The following is an 8,045-nucleotide window of genomic DNA, read 5'->3' as shown; positions in this document are numbered from 1 at the left end:
CGTCGGCGCAAGCCGCGTCAAGCGCGCCGTCGGCGCCGTCCGCCGGATCGTTCAAGATGGTGAGGGGCTCCTTTTCCTCCCACGCCTTCTGCAGCGCCTGGAGGAAAACCTCGCTCGGCTGGGCGCCGGAAACGGCATACTTGCGGTTGATAACGAAGAAAGGAACGCCGCGAATGCCGAACCGGGCCGCTTCCTGTTCGTCGAAACGCACGTCCACGGCATAATCGCCGCCTGCAAGCATTTCGGCCGCCGCTTGTTTGTCGAGACTGACCTCAGCTGCCAGTTCGGTCAGCGTTTCATGATCGCCGATATGCTTGGAGTCGATGAAATAGGCTTTCAATAAACGTTCCGTCATTTCGTGCGCCTTACCTTGCGCGGCTGCGAAGTGCGAGAGTCGGTGGGCATCGAACGTATTGGTCAGAATCATCGTATCGAAACGGTACGCGAGTCCGACCTCTTGCGCCTGACGGCCGACATCGCCGTTCATCGACATCGCCTGCTCACGGCTCATGCCGTATTTCGATGCCAGCAAGTCATGTACATTATGCTGGACATTCCGCTCGGCGTTCGGGTCAAGCTCAAAGCTGCGGTAGATAACCTCCACGTCCCGCTTGCCGGCAAAACACTCCAGCGCTGCTTCAAACTTGCGTTTCCCGATATAGCAGAACGGACACATATAATCGGACCAAATTTCAACCTTCATAGGGGGCACCTCGTAATATAAATGGACATGTACGTTCCTTCCTTTCGATTCAAATAGGGATGAGGTGCCGGCTCTAAGGGATGCGGCTGTCATCTGTAACAATTATAGTTACAATAAAAAGCAAAGTCAACTTGGCGGCGGAAAGGCCTGACGAAAGCGCAAGCAGGCACAAGGCGGGCTAGTAACGGGGATGAAACAGGCTTGCAGTCGACATTCTGGTTGATGTCGTAATTTCATAGTTTAATTGACGTTTAAATTCATTTATAACATAGCTTTTGCTATGTTATTTTATTTTTGTGTCGTATATTTGTAGTTGGGAGCGTGTGATGATGATTCGAATCGGCATGATCAGTTATTGGCATGTGCATGCGGAGGAATACACCGGCTATGCGGTGAAGCATCCCGAAACCGAACTTGCGGCGATTTGGGATGAGAACCCGGAGCGCGGCAAAGCGATGTCGGAGAAATACGGTGTCCCGTTCGTGGCGTCTTTGGACGACCTGCTGGGCGACGCTTCGATCGATGCGGTTGTGGTCGATACCCCGACGAGCCGGCACCGCGATGTGATGGTGCAGGCGGCGAAGGCCGGCAAACACATTTTTACGGAAAAAGTGGTTGCGCCGACCTTGAAGGAAGTGAACGAGATTCTGGCGGCGGTGAACGAGGCCGGCGTCAAGCTGACCGTGTCTCTGCCGCGTCTTTACGATGACTACACGGTGACGCTGCGCGCGCTGCTCGAGGAACAGCCGCTTGGACAATTGACGATGGCGAGAGTCCGCCTGTCGCATAACGGGGCGACCGCGGGCTGGCTGCCGGAGCATTTCTACTCTTTGGAGCAATGTGGGGGCGGAGCGCTCATCGACCTCGGCTGCCATCCGATGTATCTGGTGCGCCTGCTGCTCGGCATGCCGGAGCGGGTAACCGCCCATTATGGCTATGTGACCGGAAAAGAAGTTGAGGACAACGCGGTGTCGGTGCTTTCTTATCCGGACGGCGCGCTCGGGATCGTCGAGGCCGGATTCGTCAACCGCCACTCGCCGTTCTCGATTGAGATCCACGGCGTCGACGGAACGCTGCTGTTCGGTTTTCCGGAGGCGGAAATCAGAATCAGAAGCGCCGGAAGAACGGGTGAATGGGAAACGGTGCCTTTGCTGAGCCGGCGGCCGATCGCGTTCAACCAGTGGGTCGATCATATCTTGAACGGAACGGCGGCGGACGAAAATATCGCGCTGGCCGTTGACCTGACCAAGCTGATGGAGGCCTCCAACCGCTCGGCGGCGGAAGGCCGTCCGATAGCGGTCGGGGAGCTGGAGGCGTAACGGACCGTTTTACAGGAGGAGGGGCGGCGCGTTGAAGGACAATTCGAGGCGTAACGGATATGAAGGGAAGCCGGCGCGCACGCCTTTTCCTTATGCCCGCATGGAGAGAAGGAAGGAAGCGCTGGACCGTCTCGACCTTCGTTTTCGATGGGGGAATTACGGCATACATGTTTTGCATTGTCATCTGGTTCGTTTTCCGGGCGACAGCACGATCCCTTTTCACCGGCATTCGGAATTCGAGTTTCACTTCATCCCGCAGGGCAAAGGCAAGGTGGTGCTGGAGGAGAGGGAGTTCGAGCTGGGCGAGGGGATGTTTTATTTGACCGGACCGGGCGTGCTGCATCAGCAATGGTCGGATCCGGCGGATCCGATGGCGGAGCTGTGCCTGCACTGCGAGATCGTTCCGCTGGCGGATGCGGCGGCCCCCGAAGGCTGGGGCGGCGATATCGAAGCCCGGGAAGCGGCTGAGATCGTGCGGATTTTGCGGGAGAGCCCGCCCGCTCCGGTCGCGGACCGGTTCAATGCCATGGCCGGCTTCCTGAACGCCTACCGCGTCTGGGAGGAGCAGACGGTCGGCTTCTACACCTCGATCAGGCAGGAAGTGATTCATATTTTATGCAGCGCCGCAAGGGCGTTGGCGCCGGATGAGGAAGCGGGAGCGATCCCGGAGCGGGACATGTCGGTCCACCGTTTTCAGCTTGCGAAACAATACATTGACGATAACGCGTCGCGCCCGATCACGCTGGAGGAGGTGGCGTCGGCCGTCGGCGTCGGTGCGAGGCAGTTGCAGCGCGTTTTTCGCAGGGAAGGCGGCACGACTTTCCACGCGCGGCTCGAGAAAACCCGGCTGGAGCGGATTTGCTACGAGCTCGCTTACGGCACGAGGCCGGTTGAAGATATCGCCTTGCGGAACGGTTATGCGAATCCGAACTATTTATATCCGGTGTTCAAGCAGCGGTTTGGCATGACCCCGGCGGCGTACCGCAACACATACGATAAAACCCTTGAATGGAATTCAAGCAGAGGAGAGGATCGGGTTGAACAAGATTAAAGTCGGCATTATCGGAAGCGGCGGAATCGCAAGGGCGCATGCGGCGGCGTATAAAAAACTGCCCTTTGTGGAGGTGACGGCGGTCGCGGACGTTGTGCCGGGGAAGGCGCTCGAATTCGTGGCGGCGGCAGGGTTGACGGACGCGGCTGCCTTCGACAGCCATACGGAGCTTCTGGCGGAAGGGCTCGACGCCGTCAGCATTTGCACGCCGAACGCCTCCCACCACCGGACGACGGTGGATGCGTTAAGGTCGGGAAAGCATGTGCTGCTCGAGAAGCCGATGGCGGTCTCGCTGGATGAGGCGCTGGATATGGTGCAGGCGCAGCGGGAAACGGGCCGCATGCTGTCGATCGGTTTTCAGCCACGTTACGACCCGAACATGAAGCGGCTGCAGGATATTATCCGGTCAGGCCGCCTGGGGGACGTGTATTATGTGGAAACGGGCGGGGGTCGCCGACGCGGCATGCCGGGCGGAACGTTCATTCGCAAGTCGTTGTCGGGCGCCGGCGCCATGGCCGATATCGGCTGCTATTCGCTCGATATGGCGTTGAATGCGCTAGGCTACCCGCGGCCCGTTTCGGTATCCGCTTTTGCGTCCAGCCATTTCGGCACCAATCCGCTGTACCATGCCGAAGCGATTCATTTCGAGGTGGAGGATTTCGGCGTGGCGATGATCCGCTTCGAGAACGATATGGTGCTGCAGTTCAAAATCGCCTGGGCGATGCACATGGATACGCTTGGGCCGACGATGTTCCTCGGCACGAACGCCGGCTTGAAGGTTCTGCCTTACGGCTCCGGCCCGTGGTCGGGCGTATGGGATGGAAGCATCGGCTCCATGATGCTGTATCATGACGACTTCGGCGGCCTGACGCAGACCGAGGTTCCGCTGATCGAGCACCGTCTCGATCTGTTCTTCGAGAAGGTGCGCGACTTTGCCGAAGCGGTGCGCGACGGCCGCGATGCGCCGATTCCCGGCGAGCAAATTCTGATTCAGCAAGCGATCATCGACGGCGTTTTCCGGTCTGCCGAAGCGAAGCGGGAAGTGTCGGTGGAACTGCCGGTGTACGCGTAAAAATGGTTGGCCCGGCCCCGTGTCTCAATGGAGAGACGCGGGGCTTTTTCTCATGGGTGAGCTGCCACGCCGCTGGTCCTCTCCAAAAATATTTCCTATTTCTCGGGCAATAGCAAAATTCGCTGAATTGTTACAATTGTTAGATTTTTTTGGCTGTGATTTTGTCGAAAATGCGACCCAGTCCTCGTTGTAAATAGCGAGATACGGATTAGCGGCATTCTGAGGCATGGAACACATTTAGGGCGGCCGGTCGGACCGCTTCCCCCAAAAAGTGTTTGTTTATTTTTGATATTATGGTATTCAAACAAAAACAAAAATGGTATACTCGCTATATCAAACAATCAAAACTAAACAAATTTTGATTTCGGAGGCGTTACCATGGTGCAAAGCTTGTGGAACAACGATCAGGCGTCGCAGCTACAGGGCGGCCTGGATGAGCTGATTTACCGTTCGAACATCATCGGAGCGGATCGCCGGGTTTGCAACTGGGGCGGGGGCAACACGTCGAGCAAGACAGTCGTGAAGGATTTCAGAGGCCGTGACGTCGAAGTGATGTATGTAAAAGGAAGCGGCTCCGATCTGGCGTCGATGAAAGCCGGCAATTTTACGGGCCTCCGTATGGAGGACATCCGGCCCTTGTTCGAGCGCGACGAGATGCCGGACGAAGAGATGGTCGCATATCTTGCCAACTGCATGATCGACGCCAAGCATCCGCGAGCTTCCATTGAGGCGCTGCTGCATGCTTTTCTCCCGTTCAAGCACGTAGACCACACGCACCCGGACGCGATTATCAGCCTGTGCTGCGCGGATAACGGACAGGCCGTGGCCCGGGAAATATTCGGCGACCGGTTTGTATGGGTGCCGTATATCCGTCCGGGCTTCAAGCTGTCCAAAATGATCGCCGAGGGCGTGCTTGCCAACCCGAACGCGGAGCTTGTGCTAATGGAGAAGCACGGTCTCGTGACCTGGGGCGAGACAGCGGAAGCCTGCTATGCGCAAACGATCAGGATCATCAGCGAAGCGGAACGCTATATCGAAGCGCGCGTCGATGACGCGAAGCTGTTCGGCGGCGCGAAGCATGCAGCGCTGGCGGCCGATGTGCGCAGAAGCATAGCGGCACAAGTGATGCCGACCGTACGCGGAGCGGTGAGCGACGCGAAAAAAATGCTGCTGACGTTCGACGACGGAGACGACGTCCTGCAATTCGTTGGCGGCATGGATGCGCCGCAGCTGTCGCAGATCGGGGCCGCTTGCCCGGACCACCTCGTGCATACGAAGGTAGTGCCGTTGTTCATCGAGTGGACGCCGGACGCCGAGGATGCGGAAGGACTCAAAGCGAAGCTGAAAGAAAGCATCGCCGCTTATAAAGAACAGTATCAAGCCTATTTCGAACGCAACGGCAATCAAGGCGACATCATGTTCGAGGCCGCGCCGCGCGTCATTCTCATCCCGGGTATAGGGATGATCAATACAGGCAAAAATTGGGCGATGGCCCGGATCAGCGGCGCGCTGTATCACCGTGCGATTGCGGTTATGCGCGGCGCGACGGCGCTCGGCAATTTCGTATCGCTGAGTGAGAACGAGTCGTACAACGTCGAGTACTGGCCGCTTGAGCTTTACAAGCTTTCGCTGGCTCCGGCGGAAGCCGAATTTTCCCGCAAGGTCGCGTTCATCACCGGCGGCGCGGGCGGCATCGGCAGCGAAACGGCCCGCCGGCTCGTATCCGAAGGCGCGCACGTCGTGCTCGCCGATTTAAATCTGGAGGGCGCGCAGAAGGTAGCGGACGAAATCAATGCCCGGCACGGCGACAGCCGAGCGATCGCGGTCAAGATGGACGTGACGAGCGAGGAGCAGATCGCAGATGCCTACGCGGTAACGGCGCTCACCTTCGGCGGCGTGGACATCATCGTCAACAATGCGGGCCTGGCGACCTCGAGCCCGTTCGATGAAACGTCGTTGAAGGAATGGAACCTGAATATGAACGTGCTCGGCACCGGTTATTTTCTCGTGGCGCGAGAGGCGTTCAAGCTGATGAAGCAACAGGGAATCGGCGGCAGCATGGTATTTATCGGCTCCAAAAACGCCATTTACGCCGGCAAGAATGCGACGGCCTACAGCGCGGCCAAAGCGCTTGAAGCCCATTTGGCGCGCTGCATCGCGGCCGAAGGCGGCGAGTTCGGCATCCGCGTCAATACGGTGCTGCCGGATGCGATTCTGCAAGGCTCGGCGATCTGGAACGGCGCTTGGCGCAACGAGCGTGCCGCCGCTTACGGCATCGAACCAGATCAGCTAGAGGAATATTATCGCAAACGCACGACGCTACTCGTCAACATTTATCCGGCGGATATTGCCGAAGGAATCGCTTTTTTTGCATCGTCCAAGGCGGAGAAAACGACCGGCTGCATGCTGACGATTGACGGCGGCGTGCCTGCGGCATTCACCCGATAAAAGGGTGATTGCAAATAACCGGGATAAATAAACGAGTCAAGCCCATGGGAGGGAATAAGATGCAAGAGCCAATCCGTCAAAGCTATGAGGCGGCGAAGGAACTGTACGCGCAGCACGGAATCGATGTGGACCAGGTCCTTCGGGAGCTGGAGAAACTTAAAATCTCGGTTCATTGCTGGCAGGGCGACGATGTACGCGGCTTTCTGTTTCAGGATCAGGCGTTAACCGGCGGTATCTCGGTTACCGGCAATTATCCCGGGGCAGCCCGGACGCCGAACGAATTACGATCCGACCTGGAGAAGGCATTTTCGCTCATTCCGGGCAAGCACAAGGTCAATCTCCATGCAATTTACGCCGACACGGAGGAGAAGCCGGAGCTGGATGAGCTGGAGCCGCGCCATTTTCAGCGGTGGGTCGACTGGGCCCGCGAGCGGGGATTGGGACTGGATTTCAATCCGACCTGCTTCTCGCATGAGATGTCCAAGGACGGCCTGACGCTCAGCCATCCCGATCCGGCCGTTCGCAGGTTTTGGATCGACCACTGCAAGGCGTCTCGCAGAATCGGCGCCTATTTCGGCGAGCAGCTCGGCCAAACTTGCGTGACGAACGTATGGGTGCCGGACGGCTACAAGGATACCCCGGCGGACCGAATGGCGCCGAGAAAACGCCTGAAGGCGTCGCTCGATGAGGTATTTGCCGAGAAGCTGGATCCGAGCCATCATTTGGATGCGGTGGAAAGCAAGCTTTTCGGGCTCGGCTCGGAAGCGTACACGGTCGGCTCACATGAGTTCTATATGGGCTACGCCATTCAGAACCATAAAATGATATGCCTGGACGCGGGGCATTTTCACCCGACGGAGGTGATTTCGAACAAGCTGTCATCGCTTGCCTTGTACACGAGCGGCATCCTCCTCCACGTGAGCCGCCCGATGCGTTGGGACAGCGATCATGTGGTCGTTATGGACGACGAGCTGCTGGACATCGGCCGCGAACTTGTGCGCAGCAGGCTGCTCGACACGACGCATATCGGCCTCGATTTCTTCGATGCCAGCATCAACCGGGTCGCGGCTTGGGTGATCGGCACGCGCAACACGATCAAGGCACTGCTTCGCGCCATGCTCGAGCCGGTTGAAGCATTGAAAAAAGCGGAGCTTGACGGCGATTTCACTACGCGCCTTGCGCTGACCGAAGAGTTCAAGTCCTATCCGTTCGGAGCCGTGTGGGATTACTACTGCGACAAGTCCGGAGTGCCCGTGCGGGAAAACTGGCTGGCGGAAGTGAAGACCTATGAGCAGAATGTGCTGCTGAAGCGCGGTTCACGAGCATCGATTGTTAATTGAGGGCGGTGCCTGCGGATGACGATTATCGCATATGATTTAGGCGCAAGCAGCGGAAGGGCGCTGCTCGGCCGATTGAACGGCGGGAGGATCGAGGCGGAGGAAATCCACCGTT

The 8,045-nt window shown here is 58.0% G+C and carries 6 protein-coding genes; 5 read left to right on the top strand and 1 reads right to left on the bottom strand.

Annotation, left to right across the window (positions count from 1 at the left end):
- Positions 1–703 (bottom strand): DsbA family oxidoreductase (locus tag BG52_RS14300; protein WP_081793916.1); only part of this gene is annotated, 703 nt, incomplete at its 3' end.
- Positions 704–1,032: 329 nt separating this feature from the next.
- Here BG52_RS14300 and BG52_RS14295 point away from each other — a divergent pair.
- From BG52_RS14295 to rhaA, 5 genes are all read left to right on the top strand, one after another.
- Entirely contained in the window at positions 1,033–2,022 is a 990-nt protein-coding gene (locus BG52_RS14295; protein ID WP_036586319.1) for a Gfo/Idh/MocA family protein, read from the top strand.
- A 31-nt stretch (positions 2,023–2,053) separates the two neighbouring features.
- On the top strand, positions 2,054–3,073 hold the full coding sequence (locus BG52_RS14290) for an AraC family transcriptional regulator (protein ID WP_051587990.1): 1,020 nt from the start codon (positions 2,054–2,056) through the stop codon (positions 3,071–3,073).
- Complete coding sequence (locus BG52_RS14285; RefSeq protein ID WP_036586317.1) at positions 3,060–4,145, top strand: Gfo/Idh/MocA family protein; 1,086 nt, start codon at positions 3,060–3,062, stop codon at positions 4,143–4,145. The genes BG52_RS14290 and BG52_RS14285 overlap by 14 nt, the downstream gene beginning before the upstream one ends.
- Positions 4,146–4,523: 378 nt before the next feature.
- Positions 4,524–6,593, top strand: coding sequence for a bifunctional rhamnulose-1-phosphate aldolase/short-chain dehydrogenase (locus BG52_RS14280; RefSeq protein ID WP_036586315.1), 2,070 nt, complete (start codon positions 4,524–4,526; stop codon positions 6,591–6,593).
- A 59-nt stretch (positions 6,594–6,652) separates the two neighbouring features.
- Positions 6,653–7,933, top strand: a complete 1,281-nt coding sequence (rhaA, locus tag BG52_RS14275) for an L-rhamnose isomerase (RefSeq protein ID WP_036586313.1) — start codon at positions 6,653–6,655, stop codon at positions 7,931–7,933.
- Positions 7,934–8,045: the final 112 nt, after the last annotated feature.

It is taken from the genome of Paenibacillus darwinianus (assembly GCF_000598065.1).
Classification (GTDB): domain Bacteria; phylum Bacillota; class Bacilli; order Paenibacillales; family Paenibacillaceae; genus Paenibacillus_I; species Paenibacillus_I darwinianus.
Note: the sequence above shows the minus strand (reverse complement) of the source record. Positions and strands in the feature narration are given on the sequence as shown.

What these genes read in the sequence shown, in the direction of transcription:
- BG52_RS14295 (WP_036586319.1), top strand. Translation starts at nt 1,033, where the DNA reads ATGATTCGAATCGGCATGATCAGTTATTGGCATGTGCATGCGGAGGAA.
- BG52_RS14280 (WP_036586315.1), top strand. Translation starts at nt 4,524, where the DNA reads ATGGTGCAAAGCTTGTGGAACAACGATCAGGCGTCGCAGCTACAGGGC.
- rhaA (WP_036586313.1), top strand. Translation starts at nt 6,653, where the DNA reads ATGCAAGAGCCAATCCGTCAAAGCTATGAGGCGGCGAAGGAACTGTAC.